Genomic DNA, 17,397 nt, shown 5'->3' on the forward strand with positions numbered 1-17,397 from the left:
AGATTACTCACGGATTGGTAGACCATAGACCGGCCTCCTTAACAAATGTTCGCCTATTCAGTTTCAACTGCATAACGATCAGCTCCGCGAAATCTTCAGCCTGCATCACCTTTTCAGGATTACCATCTGTTAATTTCAATTCTATCGCCATATCGGTTGCAATTGTACTGGGCGTTAATGTCGTTACTCTGATATTGGATTTACGTACTTCCTGCATTAATGATTCAGACATACCTATCAGTCCGAATTTAGATGCGCTGTAAGCGCTGGTTACTGCTGCGCCTTTCTGTCCGGCAGTAGAAGATATATTGACAATGTCACCACTTTGGCGGGATAGCATACCTGGCAACACTGCACGTACCACATAATAAGCACCGAACAGGTTAACCTTTACTATCTGTTCCCATTCTTCCGGCTCCAGCTCCAGGAATTTAGCAAACTTACCGATACCTGCATTGTTGATCAGGATGTCAATGCTGCCAAGTGCTACGCTCATTTTTTCAATAGCAGCTTCGACGGCTTTTCTATCTGCTACGTCAGCTGTAGCATATACCACCTTCACACCGGTTCCTTTCAATTCATCTGCCACTATCTGCAAGTCCTTTTCGGTACGCGCCAGCAAGGCCAGGTTCACACCTTCAGCAGCCAGCTGTTTAGCCACGGCTCTGCCTATTCCCTTGCCTGCACCGGTTACAAGCGCATTTTTTCCTTTTATTGATTCCATTGTTTACGTTTTTGATTCCGTCGCAAAGGTAAGGTTCTGTTATAATTTGACCCTTCCCATCAATGGATCAGAGAACCCCGTCTTCCCATTCTCCACATGCCCTGCATATCTTCTTTCGAATGTTTTATTACCAGTGATACGCACGCTGAAATCATACCAACCATAACTTTTACTGAGATCGAGTATTATGGATGATTTTGCGCCTGCATTCAGAACTTTCTTATGATTGCCGCTCTTATACGCATGATCTATGATCTCTACTGTATATACATGTGTATTATCGGGATTGTTTAGCAATAAGGAAACATTCCCCGTAAATGCTTTTCCTTTCCGCTCATATCCACATTCTACGTTTACCAGTGGATCATTATCATCTCCGATGAATTCCCTGTAAAACCCGTTGGGGCCATATACCCGCAAATGATACATGCCTTTTTCAAATGATGACAGCGGCCAGGAGTCAGTCAGACTGTCACCGGCCTTCACAGCATAAGCCCATGTTCTTACTGCTTCAAAAGATGTATTATCTGCAGACAGATATTTACCTGGCGCATATACATTAAATGGCACACCGGCACTACGTTTTCCAGCGAGTTCTGTACCAGCTGTGAATTTTATTTCGAAGGATTTGCCTTCTTTGCTACGTACTCCGTCTACATACAATTCATATGGCAATGCACAGGCCGGACGAATCCCCTCTTCCTGCCTTGCCATATGAGGAGCAGTCGTGTCCTGGTTAATAGCTGCAATCTCTGCCGCCGTCAGTTTCTTAAATCCGGACGGTACTTTCTTGAACTGTGCTTTGTGTATACTTTCAATGAAAGCATCCTTATCACCGAATACGGGCAATGGTATTTTTTCTCCGTTATAGGGGCGGAATACAGAAGTCAGATCTCCGCAAACAGTACGGCGCCATTCGCTAATATTTGTCTCGACGATAGACTTCCCTGTTTTATGACTTAAGAAATGTTCCAGGAATTGTAATACCGATGTATGATCAAACACCTCAGAACATGCCATACCTCCGCGACTCCATGGAGAGGCGATGATCAGTGGTACACGGTATCCAAGACCAATAGGACTCTCTCTCACATTCTTTTCATGCATATCTTTTTTACGGAGCTCCTGTTCACGGGTTACATATTCCACACTTGTATCTATACCTTCAGAAGCAAGGCCTGTGCCTGGACCATGCGGTGGCACAAAAGGAGGAACGTGATCAAAGTCTCCGTCGTTCTCATCATATGCGAGTATAAAGATCGTCTTCTTCCACACCTCAGGGTTCTGTGTCAGGATATCCATCACTTCTGCGAGGTACCACGCACCATACCAGGGAGCTCCGGGATGATCTGAGAAGTTCTCAGGAGCTACGATCCAGGAAACAGTAGGCAGTTGTCCGCTTTTCACATCTTCTCTGAACTGGTAAAGAACGTCTCCTTTAGGCACCTTCATGGAACGTTCAGTGTTACCATCATGATATTGCAATGTGGTCAGTTCATGATAATGCGGATCTTTTTCATTGGTAGTAAATGCCTTTCTATGTATGTTTTTTTCCTTCTGGGAAAGCTGCTCAAATTTTTCCGGACGCCATTTTGCTTCATATTCTTTTAAACTGCTGAGTTGCGCTTGTTTCTCCTGCAATTCTTTTTTTATAGCTGTAGTATCCTCATTGCTGGCAGCTCCGGTCTTCTCTTCCAGCGCTTTTATATCGGTCGTCAGTTTTGTGATGCTCCGCTGTATATGTTTATAATGTGCTATTGACAACTGAGGTCTGTATTGAGCAAAGAATTCCAGTGGATTGTCCGTGAAATTAGCGAGCCAGGCATCTTCGTCGCCATTGAAGCCAACTCCTACACTCAGTTCATTCTGATACACTTTCCAGCTGATACCTGCATCTTCCAGTCGTTCGGGAAAGGTTGTCCAGCTGGCAGGAACAGGATAATCCACTTCTGAGTTACGTACGTTAGGAGCTGCGTCCGTGCTTTGTTTTTCACGGATAGTGCCAGTCCAGAAATAAAGCCTGTTAGGTGTTGTGCCGGTCAGCGAAGAACAAAAGTTCTGGTCGCATACGGTGAATGCATCTGACAATGCATAATAAAATGGAATATCTTCTCTTGTAAAATATCCCATTGTCAGCGGCAGATCTTTATATGCTTTATTACCGGATTGTTTTACGTCCAGCCATTTATCATACTTACCATCATTACGCGCGTCTACCTGGTTTTCCCATGAGTGAGGAAGAGAACTCATCCAGGTAACTTTAGAGTCTTTAATATCGAGACGGAAAGGTGCATACGTTTCGCCTGCAGCATTTGACTGTAGCCATACAAGGTTTTTGTTAGGCAGTGTAATGGCTCGGGGGTCATTAAAACCACGTATACCTCTTAATGTACCGAGCGCATGATCAAAAGATCTGTTCTCCTGCATAAGCAACACGACATGTTCGGCGTCAAGAAAGGTACTTCCTGCTGCGGGATCAATTGCTAGCGCTCGTTGGATAGAAGCGGGCAACACGCCGGCCAATCCTGTGCCGCCAGATAATAAGGCGGCTTTTTTAATAAAGTCTCTCCTGGTATCCATAAGTGACAACAATATACATAACCTCCGTTAAGCTGAAGCTATGTTGGCCTAACATTCAAAGTAATTTAATACACCGTTAGAATAATGCTTCCCTGGAATATTATTATCTTTCGCAAAACCAACCGGTATAACTATGAATAAGAGATCGCTGCTTTATCCGCTTATTATCGGCTTTTTTGGGTGCCTGATCTGGTTTATTATCAGACAAGGTAATCACCTGGTACCGGATACTGTCACGAATAAAAGCATCTCCTCCACGGTGGCGCCTGCTGCAATACCTGCGGTTGCCAGTTCGGTAGAGAATGTATGGACATCACTGGTACATAATGTACAGCATCCTTTGGCATTACTGCTTTTGCAGATCATATTAATATTACTTACTGCCAGATTGTTTGGATGGTTGGCCAATCTGATCGGTCAACCAGGTGTTGTAGGAGAGATTGTGGCAGGGATCTGTCTTGGACCTTCCCTGTTTGGTATGTTGTGGCCTGGAGGTAGTGCTTTTGTTTTCCCTGCTGATAGTTTTAAGAACCTTCAATTCCTCAGTCAGATAGGTCTGGCATTCTTCATGTTTGTAGTGGGGATGGAACTGGACACACATAAAATGAAAAACAAGGCTCATGACGCGGTAATGATCAGCCATGCCAGCATTATATTCCCATTCTTTCTGGGCGTGTTACTTGCTTATTATATTTACCCGCAATTTTCTCCCGTCAATGTAAGCTTCCTTTCTTTTGCATTATTTATGGGCATAGCGATGAGTGTAACCGCATTTCCTGTGCTGGCGCGTATTGTACAGGAAAGAAAGTTAAGTGGTACTCCGCTGGGCTTATTGGCCATCACCTGTGCTGCTGCAGATGATGTTACAGCCTGGTGCATCCTTGCCGTAGTAATTGCAATCGTAAAAGCAGCAAGCTTATGGAGTGCTGTCCTCACTATGGTTATGGCAGTTGCATTCCTGGGCCTTATGTTATATATACTGAAGCCACGGCTGCATAAACAGATACTTAAATTACAAACAGCTAATAAACAAAAATCAGTTGTGGCATTGTCGTTTATGACCTTGCTGTTTTCTGCATGGGCGGCAGAGGTCATTGGTATCCACGCCCTATTCGGCGCCTTTCTTGCCGGGGTAATCATGCCCACAGAGGTCTCTATTCAGAAACTACTGACAGATAAACTGGAAGATGTAAGTGTACTGCTGCTCTTGCCTATTTTCTTTGTTTTTACCGGACTACGAACCCAGATCGGGCTGTTAGGGCAGGGACATCTCTGGGCTGTTTTTGGTTTGATCATGCTGGCCGCTGTAGGTGGAAAGCTGGGCGGTAGTGCAATAACAGCTAAACTCATGGGGCAATCATGGACCGATGCACTCGGTATAGGAGCACTAATGAACACCCGCGGACTAATGGAACTGGTAGTGCTGAATATCGGTTACGATCTTGGTATTCTCTCTCCGGAAATCTTCGCTATGCTGGTATTAATGGCGCTGGCCACAACATTTATGACCGGACCATTACTGGATATTGTGAAGAAAATGGAGGAAAGACGCTCACACGCCAGTCAAATTGGATAATTTATTCCATTGATAAAAAGAAGGCCGTCAGTTATTCCTGGCGGCCTTCTTTTTTATCAATGTGTAACGATCTTCCGGTATACCCAATAGGAATAGCCAATACAAACAGCGCTGATACCTATCGCTACTGTAGGCAATACTACAGGCAGCAGATCCGCAGGCGCAAATATACAAATGACAAATCCGGTTAAACCCGCAATGAAACACCATATTCCTCCTACATGATGTGTTCTTCTCCACACTTCTTCATTCCGCAATGTCCAGGGTGTTCTGATTCCCAGATATCTGTTTGGGCGTGCATTGTACAACAGATTTCCGCAAATGGCAATGAAGAGCATTACCACCTCGGGGACCAGTCTTTCCGCCCGGACACCCTGGGAAGAGAGAATGACCATCAGTGGTCCTGCGCTGGTTACAATATGCGTCCCTATCCAGATGATCTTATAGTATTTTTCTGCTACAGGTTTGGGAGTATTTCTGTTTACTCTTGAAAAAAAGATATAAAGGAAAGCATTGAGGATGATCAATAGCAGGATCATCGTAGCGTTGGCAATATGTGCGTCAGAAAGATCTGGCAGTTTGTTTCCAGCCGCCAGCAATGTATATGCGGGCAACAGGAGCATAAAGGAAACTATCACCAGCTTGAAATAATACAACCAGCGCTTCATGCCAATACTCATTTCCGTATAGGTCCCTTTTAATATGGCAGGAAAAGACATTGAGAAATAAACGACAATTGCAGCGATAGACATTCCCATAAGCAATCCTAACGGGGAAGAATAATTATTCGCAACCCATTTTCCGTTCTCTACAGTATAGTGAGAAGCTACCTGTTCCGGCAATTGACCTTGAAGGATAATAAATACTATCCAGGGTATAGAAAACAGCAGTACAAAAGGGATTTCCTTTTTGATGTTATTTACCTTCATAATCCAGGGTTTTATTTTTGGGTTCTCTATTGACATTTGAAGAAAACTGCAACACCCATTTCAATAATTCATCCACCACTGTGGTGTTAAGAGAGTAAGATATAAACTGTCCCTGTTTGACACTCATGATCAACTCTGCCTGTCGGAGCAGGTCCAGGTGGTGCGAGATAGTTGGTTTTGAAAAGTTAAAATGGTCAGCTATTTCCCCAGCAGTTTTCTCTCCTTCTTTTAATAATTCCAGAATATCCCGCCGGGTTTTATCATTGAGTGCTTTAAAAACAATATTCATAGTTATATATTTAGACAACCATCTAAATTCAAAGGTAATAAAAAGCCTGATCGAATGATCAGGCTTTTTATTTTTATCTAAATATATTTAGCGAAGTGTTGTCTTCTTCAAAGTCGTCTTTTTAGTTACGGGCTTCTTAGCGGTTGTTTTCTTCGCAACTGTTTTCTTTTTGGCGGTAGCTGCCTTTGTCTTAGCTTTTGTCGTTGCTTTAGCTTTAACGGATTTGGATTTGGAAGCAGTTACGGTCTTTTTAGTTTTAGCTTCAGCAGGAGCAGCTATTTTAGCTGGTGCCGGGAAGCGTGATTTATCAAGTGTAGTTGCTTTATCATCCAGCATCATCTGTAAGGACTCTTTCAGGATCTCTTCTTTCTCTATCTGGAATTCCTTCATTTTGTCCTTAGGGATCCTTAAATCATAGCTATTTTCCGGGCTAGCCATCATTTTGGCGAAATCCGGGTTCAGGTGTTCCAGCTCGCTCTGCTCCATATTCAGTTTCTTAGCAATAGCATCCAGGCGGTATTTGCCGGAGATATTGAATTCCACTGTATTGAACATTTCTTCTTCTGTCAGCTCAGTCGATGTAAAGGAAGCAGCAGGTGTTGCGACTGCTTTTACAGTTGTGTTATCCATGTCATCACCCACACCGAAGAAGTTATTGAACCTATCGAGGATATAACCGGTAGCAATGAATTTATAAACATGATTACGGGATTCCGCAGGCAAGAAGTATTGCATTCCCCAGAAATCACTGCGACCGCTTGCATTCATAGCGCGTTGTACGCCGCCGGGACCACAGTTATAAGCGGCTACTACCAGTAACCAGTCACCAAACTGATCGTACAGTTCGTTCAGGAACTTAGCAGCTGCCACGGTAGACTTATAGAAGTCTTTTCTTTCGTCCACTTTTTTACCCACACTGAGACCGAAAATGCGCGCAGTACCGGACATAAACTGCCAGGCTCCTACGGCCCCTACACGGGAACGAGCGTTGGTATTAAAGCTGGATTCGATTACGGCGAGATACTTCATTTCTTCAGGAATACCATGCTCCCTGAAGATTTTCTCCACCATTACAAAGTAAGGCTGGCCTCTTGACACCATTACCTGCAGATGTTGACTATATCTGCTGGCAAAGTTATTGATGTATCCAGCTACAATGTTGTTGTTGATCTGTTCATAGACCTTTGGGCTGCTGATGCTGGACGGTAGACTCTGGGCATTTCTGCGCACAGTCTGAGACGTTGCTGAAGGCACAATCGCTGTGTCCTTAGGCAAACGTACTTTGTGGTTCAGTACCGTAGTATCCGGTCCTCCATAGGGAGTAACCATCTCTTTAGGTACACTATTGCCACCAATCGCCTCCAAATGCCCCGCACCCAAAGATGGCAACAGCAGTAGTAAAAAGATTTTCCTCATACACATATTTATTTTAAACAGGAGTAACCTTCCGTAGTTGCATTACGTGATCCGCAATGCTTAACAGGTTTGCTTCGCTAAATTGCTTTGTGATGATCTGTACACCATATGGCATTCCGTTTGAATGCCGCTGCAAAGGTACGGAAATTGCCGGTACCCCTGCCAGATTTGCCAGTACCGTGTAAATATCTGCCAGGTACATGGCTATTGGATCGTCCGCTTTTTCACCTATTTTAAATGCCGTTGATGGCACTGTTGGCATTATTATAGCATCATACTGGGATAATATCTCTGACAATTTATCTACCACCAGTCTTCTAACTTGTTGGGCTTTAGTAAAGTATGCATCATAATAGCCTGCACTAAGTACAAAAGTCCCGAGTAATATACGCCGTTTTACTTCTTTTCCAAAACCCTCGGACCTGCTTTTCTTATAAAAATCGGCCAGTTCAAGATTTTTCAGAGGAGTTCTATGTCCGTATTTAACTCCATCAAACCGGGATAGGTTGGATGAAGCTTCTGCTGTGGTCAACACATAATATGCTGGCACTACATAATCAAGGTAAGCGAAATCCGCCGCTGTAACTGAGTCACCTGCAGCTTCCAATTCTTCAAAAAAGCTAACATACCCTTCTTTCATTTCCTCATCGAGGCCGGGGTGAAACAACGCGTCTTTTAAATACGCGATTTTCCACGATTTATTGTGCCTTTCCTGATAATCAGGCACTTCTTCCTTCGAAGCCGTACTATCATATCCATCAGGCCCTGCTATTGTCTGTAGCACCCTTGCCACATCTGCAATATTCCTGCCAAAAATGCCTATCTGATCAAAAGAAGAGGCATAAGCGATCAATCCATAGCGGGAAATACGGCCATAAGTCGGCTTCAATCCTACAATGCCACAGAAATCAGCAGGTTGTCTTACAGACCCTCCGGTGTCACTTCCCAGACTCACCATACAAAGATCTGCCTGCACAGCTACTGCGGAACCTCCCGATGACCCACCAGGTACACGACTATTGTCCAGTGCGTTCAACACCGGACCATATGCCGAGTTCTCGTTAGTGGATCCCATTGCAAACTCGTCACAATTGAGATTACCTATAATAACAGCATCTTCTGCCAACAGCCTTTCTACAGCAGTAGCAGAATACAGGGAAGTAAATCCCTCCAGTATGCGAGAAGCAGCGCTTACTTTATGTCCTTTATAACAGATAACATCCTTAATGCCTATCACAACGCCCGCAAGCGCTCCCACAGGCTCCCCGTTTTTTATACGGGTGTCCAGTGCATGCGCTTTCACAAGGGCTTCCTCTTCAAAAACTTCCAGAAAAGCATTTAGGTGTTTTGTCTGTTCAATCTGGTACAGGTAATACCGTACCATCTCCGTACAGGTTGTTCTGCCGGCGTATAATGCTTCTTGAAAAGCCGATATACTGCTGAATTCAGACAAAGCCAAACCAGTTAATTACTTATTAAATAATACTAAAGTCAAACTTGAAAGCCGGGAACCGGGTATGATTCAGTTGGCATACTGGTATATAGCAGCTAATACAGTGATTGATGCAATCCCTCTCACAGGCACACTACTCCACTATTCACGTTTGAATCAAGAAACGAGAAACTCTTTCCCTGCTAACAGGGAATTAATTAGGCATTTTTGTGATCAGTCGTAGCTGGCTGATCTTTCATACCATCTTCGATTTCTTTACGCACGTTGTTCTTGGCGTCATTGAACTCACGGATACCTTTACCAAGGCCACGCATCAGTTCTGGAATCTTTTTACCACCAAACAGCAACAATACAACCAAAGCTATCAAGAGTAATTCTGTCATACCTAATTCCTGGAATAATAAGAGTGGTGATTTAACTAAAACAGCAGTCATTTTCTCAGTTTTAAACGTTAAGCAAACAAAGATAGGTAAATATATTCGGGATTTAGGTATGCCTGGATCGACCTGCAAAGTTTTAATTCTATTTTAAGAGTTTCCCCTAACATGGCATCCGGTTTTCATAGATATGAAAAAAACGGGGACCGGAAAGGTCCCCGTTATCACTAATTTCCCTGTATTTATACTAAACCCTTTTCTCTTTGATACGGGCAGCTTTACCAGCACGTTCGCGCAGGTAGAACAATTTAGCCCTTCTTACTTTACCAACCTTATTCAGGATGATACCATCGATGTGCGGAGAGAACAGAGGGAATACCCTTTCTACACCAACACCATCAGAAATCTTTCTAACTGTAAAAGATACAGTAGCGCCAGTACCCTGGACTTTCAATACATCACCTTTGAAGGACTGGATTCTTTCCTTGTTACCTTCAACAATTTTATAGTTTACAGTGACGTTATCACCGGCCTTAAACTTCGGGTATGATTTCTTACCTGTCAGTTGCTCGTGAACAAAAGAAATAGCGTTCATCTTTCAAATATTTATCGGAGTGCAAAGGTAACTGAGAAATACACAACTTCCAAATAACACTCCTTTTATTAAACAATATTTTTTCAATCAGTTGAAAATCAACCAAATTTTATAACAAGTCCGGGCGCCTCTCTTTTGTACGCTCCAGCGCCTGGTCATGTCTCCAGTTGTCAATTTTCTTATGGTCTCCGCTTAACAACACATCAGGCACCTTCCACCCCCTGAACTCTTCAGGCCGGGTATAAACAGGCGGTGCCAGCAGATTGTCCTGGAATGAATCCAGCAAAGCGGACGTCTCATCATTCAACACACCTGGTAGCAGTCTGCCGATAGCGTCTACCAGTACAGCCGCCGCCAATTCGCCACCTGATAACACATAATCGCCTATGGAGATCTCCTTCGTAACGAAATGTGTGCGGATACGCTCGTCAATGCCTTTATAGTGGCCACACAACAACAGCAGATTACCCTTAAGGGACAGCTGGTTAGCGATTCGTTGGTTGAGCGTTTCCCCATCAGGTGTCAGATAGATCACCTCGTCGTACTGCACCTTAGCCTGCAGGCTCTCAATAGCATTCACCACCGGCTCAAGCATCATTACCATACCTGCCCCCCCGCCAAACTGGTAGTCATCTACCTGCTGGTGCTTGAGCGTAGAATAATCCCGCAGATTATGTGTGTGTACTTCCAGGAGGCCCTTAGTCTGCGCCCGCTTCAGTATGGAATGTGAAAAGGGACTTTCCAGCAATCCGGGTTGTACCGTAATGATATCAATTCTCATATTTAATGACTCAACCGGCCGCTTTCGGGCCTTAAGTGAACAATAAATGCTGCTCTATTCCAGATAAATATCCAGCAGGCCATCCGGAAGGTCTACGTGTACGATCTGCTGCTTCTTATCCACTTTTAAGAGCGACTGCTCATTCAATGGTAAAAGCATCTCTTTCGCCCTGAAAGTAACCTTTACCAGTACCTGCATCGGCATTTCTATAACTTCTTCGATAACGCCGAGCTCTCCCTGTTGCTTATCATGTACGGTAAACCCTAGCATAGACAACGGCGCAGAAGCGGCAGCCTGCTTCTTAAAATCGTCTTCTGCCAGATACACAGGGACTTGTACTAATTTGCGGGCGGCTTCCTTGGTGTCTATGCCCTCCAGCTTGACAAACACATGCTCGTGGTCCTTCACACTGGTCTTCTGAACAAAGTAGGGTATAAAGCTATTCTTCCGTTCTTCCAGGAACAATGCCTCCACTCCAGGCAGGGAAGTCTTTTTCCCCAAGCTATGCTTGAGTATGAATTCCCCCTGTAGTCCAAATACAGATACCAGTTTCCCTATGCTGAAGTAATTATTCATATATGATACGTCCTTCCGGCTATGAAAAAGGGAAATATTTGCGTACAAATATTTCCCTTTCAATATGATTTAGAAGCTTAGATTATGCTTCACCACCTTCTGGCTGAGCAGGAGTATCTTCTACTCTTCTCACGATCGGGGTTGCAACTCTAGCTTTTTTGTGACTGTCACGACGGGCAGCAACTTTCTGCTCGTGTTCAGCCTGCCATTGTTCGAATTTCTGGAATGCAGTAGGCTCATCGAACAGACCCAGTTTCACACCTCTCAACAGGTGTTTCAGGTAAAGAACACCTTTGAATGACAGGATTCTTCTTACAGTGTCTGTAGGTTGTGCACCTTTCTGTAACCAACGCAGTGCTTTTTCTGTATCTATGTTGATAGATGCAGGAACAGTCAGCGGATTGTAAGTACCGATTTTCTGGATGAATTTACCATCTCTTGGCGCGCGAGCATCGGCTACTACGATAAAATAAAAAGGTCTCTTCTTAGCGCCATGACGTTGCAGTCTGATTTTTACTGGCATAAATAATTCGAGTTATTTTTTTGCGAGTTATGAAAAAATATTTAATTGGGGCAGCAAAGGTATCTTTTAAACCCGACAGTTCAAAATATTTTCTGTTAAAAGTCTACAAACTGTGGAGTTTTAACAGAACTTAAGCTATCTGCCAAATGCTTTCATTCCTTTACCACCTGCTCCAAACTTGTTCATCATCTTCATCATCTGACGCATCTGGTCAAATTGCTTCATGAACTGGTTCACATCCTGGATATCTTTTCCGGAGCCTTTTGCAATACGCTTACGGCGGCTTCCGTCGATGATATCCGGGTTATTCCGCTCATGCGGCGTCATGGAGCCGATCATTGCTTCAATGCCCTTAAAGGCGTCATCACTGATGTCGATGTCTTTAATAGCCTTTCCAACTCCGGGGATCATTCCCATCAAATCTTTCAGGTTACCCATTTTCTTGATCTGCTGCAACTGTTCGCGGAAGTCTTCAAAGTCAAACTGGTTCTGACGGATCTTCTTCTCCAGTTTCTTTGCCTGCTCTTCGTTAAACTGTTCCTGCGCACGTTCTACCAGGGTGGTGATGTCCCCCATCCCCAGAATACGCTGGGCCATACGTTCCGGATAGAATACATCAAGCGTATCCAGCTTCTCTCCCATGCTCACGAACTTGATGGGCTTCTCCACCGTATACTTAATGGTTAGCGCAGCACCGCCACGTGTATCACCGTCTAGTTTGGTCAGTACCACCCCACTGAAGTCCAGACGTTCATTGAACGCTTTTGCAGTATTTACGGCATCCTGACCAGTCATGGAGTCAACTACGAACAGGATCTCATTCGGCTTTACGGCAGCTTTTACATTAGCCACCTCGGTCATCATCACCTCATCTACCGCCAAACGACCGGCAGTATCTATGATGATAACGTTGTTCCCTTGCTGTTTCGCATGCTGAACCGCGTTCTGTGCGATCTTCACCGCGTCTTTGTTCTCAGGTTCGTTATATACTTCCACCCCGATCTGTTCTCCCAGCACTTTCAGCTGATCGATTGCCGCCGGACGGTAAATGTCCGCCGCTACCAGGAGGGGTTTCTTACCTTTCTTTGTTTTGAGGAAATTTGCCAGTTTACCGGAAAAGGTAGTTTTACCTGAACCTTGTAACCCTGCTATCAATATGACAGTCGGATTTGCCTTTATATCCAGTTCAGACTCGATACCACCCATCAACTCAGCCAGTTCGTCCTTTACGATCTTCACCATCAGCTGCCCCGGAGAAATGGCAGTAATTACCTTTTCACCCAGTGCTTTTTCTCTCACACGGTCCGTAAAATCCTTGGCGATTTTATAGTTAACGTCAGCATCTACCAGCGCACGGCGTATTTCTTTCACTGTAGAGGCTACATTGATCTCACTGATACGGCCTTCACCTTTCAGTTGTTTAAACGCCGAGTCGAGCCGCTCTGATAATGATTCAAACATCTTTGATCTTGTTTAATTTTTTGCTGTCCTGCCATCCGTCCGATATGGACTTGCAGCTTCAGGGGTTGCAAAAATAATATAAAGTACCATGCAAACCAGTAGAAGACCGCAAATAACGAAAAAAGGTGAATATCTACCCGATATCCACCTTTTTTCTTATGTAAAGTTAGTTTATTTCTCTATGGCATTACAGCATCGAACACAATAATAATCAGCTTCCCAGGTAATTTCTCAGCAGTTTACTGCGGGAAGTGGTACGTAATTTTGTGATCGCTTTGTCTTTGATCTGACGTACCCTCTCACGGGTCAGACCAAATTTTTCACCGATATCTTCCAGTGACATAGGATGTTCAACTGCTATACCGAAGTACAGGATGATCACATCTTTCTGCCTGTCTGTAAGGGTGGATAAAGAACGTTCTATTTCGCGGCGCAGTGAATCGTGGTGGTCCAGTTCCTCGTCTGCGTTTACAGCGTTCGGATTAGCGAGTACATCTAACAGGGAGTTGTCTTCGCCATCAATAAACGGCGCATCCATGGATACGTGACGGGCAGCAACGCCTAAAGTGGCCTCTACTTCTTCCGTATTGATCTCAAGGATGGTAGCCAGTTCGTCAGGAGACGGCTCTCTTTCAAATTCCTGTTCCAACTGAGAGTATGCTTTGCTGATCTTATTGCTCAAACCAACTTTATTCAGCGGAAGACGTACGATACGGCTCTGTTCAGCTAATGCCTGAAGGATCGATTGACGGATCCACCATACTGCATAGGAGATGAACTTGAAACCGCGTGTTTCGTCAAAACGCTGCGCTGCTTTGATCAGCCCCAGATTACCTTCATTGATCAGATCACTGAGAGACAAGCCCTGGTTCTGATACTGTTTTGCAACAGATACCACAAAACGGAGGTTGGCTTTGGTGAGCTTCTCAAGAGCTCTCTGATCCCCTTGCTTAATGCGGATAGCCAGGTTCACTTCTTCCTCCGGTGTAATTAGATCCACCTTCCCAATTTCCTGCAAATATTTTTCCAGGGACTGGGATTCCCTATTCGTGATGGATTTCGTGATTTTGAGTTGGCGCATTGACATAAAGAATCGGAACAGTTACAGGTTAATAAAATGTTACCCTATTTGATGAATGCCAGACAAAAATAAGTTTTTTTAGATAGCTCCCAAAAAAAATAATTGGTTGTTAAACCTTTTTCAAGCAAAAACGTTTCACCATTCATAACTTAACATTGGAACCTTGAAATATGGGTTTTCCAACAAAAAGCCGTGAAAACAATTAGTGCAGATTGCTAATGTATTTATAATTTTTATAATAGAATTGTTATTTATAAAGTGTATAAGATTTTGAGCAATTATTAAAAAAAATTGCAAAATAATTTTGACAGAATAAATAATTTTCTATAATTGCAGCCAGATGCTATTGATTTACTAATTACTTGAGCGATGTCTAAGAAAGTGCAATATGAGTTGGAATATCCGGTACGGTGCTCACCCAGTATCTTATACGAATTCCTTTCCACTCCCGCGGGTCTCCAGGAGTGGTTCGCAGATAAAGTAGATTACAGAGACAGCGTTTTTTCCTTTTCATGGAACGGTTCCACAGAAGAGGCAGAAGTGCTGGAACAGGAAGAAGATGAATTTATCCGTTTACATTGGAAGCATGCTCCCAAAGAAGAATTCTTTGAATTCCGCATACAGATCTCCGAAGTGACTAATGAAACAATCCTGATCGTTAAAGATTTTGCAGAAAAAAAGGAAATAGCCGACCAGAGTCAGCTGTGGGATTACCAGGTGAAAGACCTCTTCCACAGGATAGGTAACTAAACGGTCAGTCTTTATTGATAAGAACCTGTAGCAAAAGAGCATAATCTCTTACTACCTCAGGAACTATCTTTCCCCATTCTTCAAAACTATAAGGTTTAGCAAGTTTAATAAAAGAACGCCGGGCGATCAGTTGCTTGAATTCCTGTACCGGTATGGCTGATATTAATTTGTAATTCCCATTCTCTAAATCGTGCTCCCAGGGATCTTCCTGAAGATAAACCTGGAATTGATGTTCTGCCAGTTGTTGCCAGGCATCAACTATCGCATTACTGTATCTCTCCTTCTCCTCCCCTGCCAGATGCAGGGTGGCAATGAAGTAATGTCCCCACCAGAACATGGTGCGGAACGCGAAAATATTGTCCTTACTGAAAAAACGAGGATAATCCAGTATGACATAAGGCAGTTCCTTATACCGCTCACCACGGGAGATTTTGCCTCCGGCCTGCAATGTTGGCCCGGGAAAAGGAAATTCATTTGTCACCGGGTGTGCCTGTAATTCCAGTTGTAACCGGCCCATCAGCGTCATTATTTTCTGTAACGCACTGTTTTTCAGATACAACCATTCCGCATTAACAACCAGCGCCTGCTCTTCCGCTGTCAGAGAAACTGTTTCCATCCCGTAAATTTACATCCGTGTCTCACATTCCGGGGAAATTTAACGGTAATTTTAACCCATTCTTGTCAGCACTTCCATAAATGATATTAAATTTGTACGCTTCATGTACGAACTAACGTCATTTAAGCATTGAACTAACATTATACGCAGGAAGTGAAAAAACTGGATAAGCTCATCATAAAAACATTCATGGGGCCCTTCGTGGCTACTTTCTTTGTTACACTGTTCGTACTGGTGATGCAATTCCTGTGGAAGTATATTGACGACCTCGTAGGTAAGGGACTCGATACTCCGGTGATCATCGAACTGATCACGTACACCAGCGCCAACCTGGTATCACTGGCCCTTCCGCTGGCAGTGCTGTTATCTTCCATCATGACCTTCGGTAACCTGGGTGAGAGCTTCGAACTCGTTGCATTGAAATCGTCAGGCATTTCCTTGATCCGTTTCATGCGTCCCCTGCTCCTCGTTTGTTCCACTATCGCCGTTCTGGCCTTTCTCTTCAACAACTATGCAATGCCAGTGGCCAACCTCCGGGCTAAGTCACTACTGTACGATATCACCAACTCGAAACCTGCCTTTAACATCAAAGCAGGTGTGTTCTATACAGATATTCCTGATTACACTATCAAAGTAGCACAAAAGGAAAAAGACAATAAGACCATTCACCAGGTAATGATCATCGACCACACTCCCGGGGGTGGCGATAAGGTTATACTGGCCGAAAAAGGTACCATGCTGCTTTCTCCTGACAAGCGTTTCCTCTATTTCGTACTGGAGAAAGGCTGGCGCTATGAAGAACGTAATAATCGTAGTACCAATACGCCCGGAGAATTGATACGCCTGGGTTTCCGTGAATATAAAAAAGCATTTGACCTCAGTTCCTTTGCTTTCAGCAGGCTGGATATGGGCTTGTTCGCCTCTAACCAGCAAATGCTGAATGTGAGACAGCTGGACAAAGCCATAGATTCGCTGTATAAACAGGAAAAGCTGTTTTCACGTACCGTCAACGCCTACGTCACAACCCGTTACCCATTCTATAAATGGGAAGATACTGGTTGGCTGGCCAAAGCGCCTGTTTTAGCCGCCGCATCTTTCAAAGATATTATTCCTGAGAAGTCCCGCCGTTATGTCCTCGAAAGAGTAGAACAAAATATCCGTGAAGGCCAGAACAATCTGGAAGGACCTGCCAGGGAATTTGGCGACAAACACAGTACTCTTCTTTTGCATAAAGTAGAATGGCAACGCAAATTCACACTGGCTTTCTCCTGCATCGTGATGTTCCTTATAGGCGCTCCTTTGGGTTCTATTATCCGTAAAGGCGGTCTGGGCACACCGCTGATATTTGCCGTTGTATTCTTTGTGATCTTTAATATATTTTTCATGGTCGGAGAGAAGATGGCCAGAAAAGATGTGATGGCCACCTGGAGTGGTATGTGGCTCTCCAACATTGTCCTTATGCCTATTGCTATGTTCCTGATATATAAAGCGTTGAACGATTCTCAATTATTCAACAAAGAGTTTTATTACAGGATCTTCAATACTATCAAAAAGCTCTTTAGAAGATTAAACACGAAACCTACAACTTGACAGCCATAAGCAACTAGCTACCAGCTTCAAGACTTTCAACAGCAATTTTTCCGGGCACATCCTTGTGCCTGGCAGGATTA

The 17,397-nt window shown here is 43.9% G+C and carries 17 protein-coding genes; 3 read left to right on the plus strand and 14 right to left on the minus strand.

What is annotated here, in order from left to right:
- Positions 1 to 7: 7 nt before the first annotated feature.
- Both C7475_RS08195 and C7475_RS08200 read right to left on the minus strand, forming a co-directional pair.
- Positions 8 to 724: a 3-ketoacyl-ACP reductase gene (locus C7475_RS08195; RefSeq protein ID WP_110052892.1), complete on the minus strand. Its 717-nt coding sequence runs from the start codon at positions 722 to 724 to the stop codon at positions 8 to 10.
- Between the two features lie 39 nt (positions 725 to 763).
- A complete protein-coding gene (locus C7475_RS08200) occupies positions 764 to 3,304 on the minus strand; it encodes a phosphocholine-specific phospholipase C (protein ID WP_110052893.1) in 2,541 nt (846 codons plus the stop codon).
- A gap of 133 nt (positions 3,305 to 3,437) precedes the next feature.
- Here C7475_RS08200 and C7475_RS08205 point away from each other — a divergent pair, with 133 nt between their 5' ends.
- Positions 3,438 to 4,880 (plus strand): cation:proton antiporter, encoded by a 1,443-nt coding sequence (locus tag C7475_RS08205; protein ID WP_110052894.1) that lies wholly within the window; start codon positions 3,438 to 3,440, stop codon positions 4,878 to 4,880.
- A gap of 56 nt (positions 4,881 to 4,936) precedes the next feature.
- Here C7475_RS08205 and C7475_RS08210 read toward each other — a convergent pair whose 3' ends face one another.
- The 11 genes from C7475_RS08210 to C7475_RS08260 all read right to left on the minus strand — a co-directional run bounded on the left by C7475_RS08210 (position 4,937) and on the right by C7475_RS08260 (position 14,361).
- Complete coding sequence (locus C7475_RS08210) at positions 4,937 to 5,809, minus strand: SdpI family protein (protein WP_158286450.1); 873 nt, start codon at positions 5,807 to 5,809, stop codon at positions 4,937 to 4,939.
- Positions 5,796 to 6,098 (minus strand): autorepressor SdpR family transcription factor, encoded by a 303-nt coding sequence (locus C7475_RS08215; protein ID WP_110052896.1) that lies wholly within the window; start codon positions 6,096 to 6,098, stop codon positions 5,796 to 5,798. The genes C7475_RS08210 and C7475_RS08215 overlap by 14 nt, the downstream gene beginning before the upstream one ends.
- A gap of 87 nt (positions 6,099 to 6,185) precedes the next feature.
- On the minus strand, positions 6,186 to 7,514 hold the full coding sequence (locus C7475_RS08220) for a lytic transglycosylase domain-containing protein (RefSeq protein ID WP_158286451.1): 1,329 nt from the start codon (positions 7,512 to 7,514) through the stop codon (positions 6,186 to 6,188).
- Between the two features lie 13 nt (positions 7,515 to 7,527).
- A complete protein-coding gene (gatA, locus tag C7475_RS08225; RefSeq protein WP_370445414.1) occupies positions 7,528 to 8,973 on the minus strand; it encodes an Asp-tRNA(Asn)/Glu-tRNA(Gln) amidotransferase subunit GatA in 1,446 nt (481 codons plus the stop codon).
- Between the two features lie 191 nt (positions 8,974 to 9,164).
- Positions 9,165 to 9,401, minus strand: coding sequence for a twin-arginine translocase TatA/TatE family subunit (locus tag C7475_RS08230; RefSeq protein ID WP_110052899.1), 237 nt, complete (start codon positions 9,399 to 9,401; stop codon positions 9,165 to 9,167).
- Positions 9,402 to 9,591: 190 nt separating this feature from the next.
- The gene (gene rplS / locus C7475_RS08235; RefSeq protein ID WP_089834278.1) at positions 9,592 to 9,939 is read right to left on the minus strand and encodes a 50S ribosomal protein L19; all 348 of its coding nucleotides are present in this window, start codon (positions 9,937 to 9,939) and stop codon (positions 9,592 to 9,594) included.
- A gap of 109 nt (positions 9,940 to 10,048) precedes the next feature.
- Entirely contained in the window at positions 10,049 to 10,720 is a 672-nt protein-coding gene (trmD, locus tag C7475_RS08240; RefSeq protein WP_110052900.1) for a tRNA (guanosine(37)-N1)-methyltransferase TrmD, read from the minus strand.
- Between the two features lie 54 nt (positions 10,721 to 10,774).
- The gene (rimM, locus tag C7475_RS08245) at positions 10,775 to 11,296 is read right to left on the minus strand and encodes a ribosome maturation factor RimM (protein WP_110052901.1); all 522 of its coding nucleotides are present in this window, start codon (positions 11,294 to 11,296) and stop codon (positions 10,775 to 10,777) included.
- Between the two features lie 82 nt (positions 11,297 to 11,378).
- Positions 11,379 to 11,819 carry a 30S ribosomal protein S16 gene (gene rpsP, locus C7475_RS33475; protein ID WP_110052902.1) on the minus strand — a complete coding sequence of 147 codons (441 nt, stop codon included), beginning with the start codon at positions 11,817 to 11,819 and terminating at the stop codon, positions 11,379 to 11,381.
- A 135-nt stretch (positions 11,820 to 11,954) separates the two neighbouring features.
- Positions 11,955 to 13,280, minus strand: coding sequence for a signal recognition particle protein (ffh, locus tag C7475_RS08255; RefSeq protein WP_110052903.1), 1,326 nt, complete (start codon positions 13,278 to 13,280; stop codon positions 11,955 to 11,957).
- Between the two features lie 211 nt (positions 13,281 to 13,491).
- On the minus strand, positions 13,492 to 14,361 hold the full coding sequence (locus C7475_RS08260) for an RNA polymerase sigma factor RpoD/SigA (RefSeq protein WP_044218015.1): 870 nt from the start codon (positions 14,359 to 14,361) through the stop codon (positions 13,492 to 13,494).
- Between the two features lie 369 nt (positions 14,362 to 14,730).
- Between C7475_RS08260 and C7475_RS08265 the strand changes: the two genes are divergently transcribed.
- Positions 14,731 to 15,111, plus strand: a complete 381-nt coding sequence (locus C7475_RS08265; protein WP_089834283.1) for an START-like domain-containing protein — start codon at positions 14,731 to 14,733, stop codon at positions 15,109 to 15,111.
- A gap of 4 nt (positions 15,112 to 15,115) precedes the next feature.
- On the opposite strand, the gene C7475_RS08270 is transcribed toward C7475_RS08265, so the two are convergent.
- Positions 15,116 to 15,727 (minus strand): hypothetical protein, encoded by a 612-nt coding sequence (locus tag C7475_RS08270; RefSeq protein ID WP_110052904.1) that lies wholly within the window; start codon positions 15,725 to 15,727, stop codon positions 15,116 to 15,118.
- Between the two features lie 153 nt (positions 15,728 to 15,880).
- Between C7475_RS08270 and C7475_RS08275 the strand changes: the two genes are divergently transcribed.
- A complete protein-coding gene (locus C7475_RS08275; protein ID WP_110052905.1) occupies positions 15,881 to 17,317 on the plus strand; it encodes an LptF/LptG family permease in 1,437 nt (478 codons plus the stop codon).
- Positions 17,318 to 17,397: the final 80 nt, after the last annotated feature.

This window comes from Chitinophaga sp. S165, assembly GCF_003182155.1.
Lineage (GTDB): Bacteria > Bacteroidota > Bacteroidia > Chitinophagales > Chitinophagaceae > Chitinophaga.

What these genes read in the sequence shown, in the direction of transcription:
- trmD (WP_110052900.1), bottom strand. Translation starts at nt 10,720, where the DNA reads ATGAGAATTGATATCATTACGGTACAACCCGGATTGCTGGAAAGTCCC.
- C7475_RS08260 (WP_044218015.1), bottom strand. Translation starts at nt 14,361, where the DNA reads ATGCGCCAACTCAAAATCACGAAATCCATCACGAATAGGGAATCCCAG.
- C7475_RS08200 (WP_110052893.1), bottom strand. Translation starts at nt 3,304, where the DNA reads ATGGATACCAGGAGAGACTTTATTAAAAAAGCCGCCTTATTATCTGGC.
- C7475_RS08210 (WP_158286450.1), bottom strand. Translation starts at nt 5,809, where the DNA reads ATGAAGGTAAATAACATCAAAAAGGAAATCCCTTTTGTACTGCTGTTT.
- C7475_RS08205 (WP_110052894.1), top strand. Translation starts at nt 3,438, where the DNA reads ATGAATAAGAGATCGCTGCTTTATCCGCTTATTATCGGCTTTTTTGGG.
- C7475_RS08195 (WP_110052892.1), bottom strand. Translation starts at nt 724, where the DNA reads ATGGAATCAATAAAAGGAAAAAATGCGCTTGTAACCGGTGCAGGCAAG.
- ffh (WP_110052903.1), bottom strand. Translation starts at nt 13,280, where the DNA reads ATGTTTGAATCATTATCAGAGCGGCTCGACTCGGCGTTTAAACAACTG.
- rpsP (WP_110052902.1), bottom strand. Translation starts at nt 11,819, where the DNA reads ATGCCAGTAAAAATCAGACTGCAACGTCATGGCGCTAAGAAGAGACCT.
- C7475_RS08215 (WP_110052896.1), bottom strand. Translation starts at nt 6,098, where the DNA reads ATGAATATTGTTTTTAAAGCACTCAATGATAAAACCCGGCGGGATATT.
- C7475_RS08220 (WP_158286451.1), bottom strand. Translation starts at nt 7,514, where the DNA reads ATGAGGAAAATCTTTTTACTACTGCTGTTGCCATCTTTGGGTGCGGGG.
- C7475_RS08270 (WP_110052904.1), bottom strand. Translation starts at nt 15,727, where the DNA reads ATGGAAACAGTTTCTCTGACAGCGGAAGAGCAGGCGCTGGTTGTTAAT.
- C7475_RS08230 (WP_110052899.1), bottom strand. Translation starts at nt 9,401, where the DNA reads ATGACTGCTGTTTTAGTTAAATCACCACTCTTATTATTCCAGGAATTA.
- rimM (WP_110052901.1), bottom strand. Translation starts at nt 11,296, where the DNA reads ATGAATAATTACTTCAGCATAGGGAAACTGGTATCTGTATTTGGACTA.
- C7475_RS08265 (WP_089834283.1), top strand. Translation starts at nt 14,731, where the DNA reads ATGTCTAAGAAAGTGCAATATGAGTTGGAATATCCGGTACGGTGCTCA.
- rplS (WP_089834278.1), bottom strand. Translation starts at nt 9,939, where the DNA reads ATGAACGCTATTTCTTTTGTTCACGAGCAACTGACAGGTAAGAAATCA.